General features: G+C 73.3%; 1 protein-coding gene. It reads left to right on the top strand.

Going from position 1 to position 550, the window contains the following annotated elements; translation table 11 throughout:
* The coding region (locus VS93_RS29945) for a hypothetical protein (protein ID WP_046472552.1) at positions 1-368 on the top strand (368 nt) is incomplete at its 5' end.
* Positions 369-550 lie beyond the last annotated feature (182 nt).

The following is a 550-nucleotide window of genomic DNA, read 5'->3' as shown; positions in this document are numbered from 1 at the left end:
CGTCGCCCGTCTCGGCCCCGCGGGCGGCCTCCCGGCAGCGGCCGGCACCGCACGCGCCCCGGATGCCGTTCGTGCTGCTCATCCTCGGCCTGCTCAGCGGTGCCCTGATCAGCCTCCTGGCCCTGCGGACCATGCTGATCGAGGACGCCTTCGCCATCAGCCAGCTGCAGCAGGAGAACAGGGAACTGGCCGAGCGCGAGGAGGCGCTGCGCGAGGAGGTCATCCACCTCGAATCACCGGAGGAGGTCGCGAAGGCCGCCGAAGAGCTCGGGATGGAGCCCGGCGAGGCGCCGCTCTTCCTGGATCTGGAGACGGGGGAGATCACCGGGGACAAGGGGACCGATCCGGGCGAGGCGGGTGCCCGGTGAACCAGGGGGTGGTCGGAATCCGCTGGCACCGGAGTAGACGGAAGAGACCGAGAACAGGGAGGGGCGAGTGAGTTCCTCCCGCGACCCGCGGTCCCGCGGCCCGCGCCGCCCCGGAGCGGCAGGACGACCCGGCAGGGGGTCCGGGGAACAGCGCGACGACCGTCCGCGCCGCCACCCGCCCA

The sequence above is a fragment of the Allosalinactinospora lopnorensis genome (assembly GCF_000981225.1).
Classification (GTDB): Bacteria; Actinomycetota; Actinomycetes; order Streptosporangiales; family Streptosporangiaceae; genus Allosalinactinospora; species Allosalinactinospora lopnorensis.
Note: the sequence above shows the minus strand (reverse complement) of the source record. Positions and strands in the feature narration are given on the sequence as shown.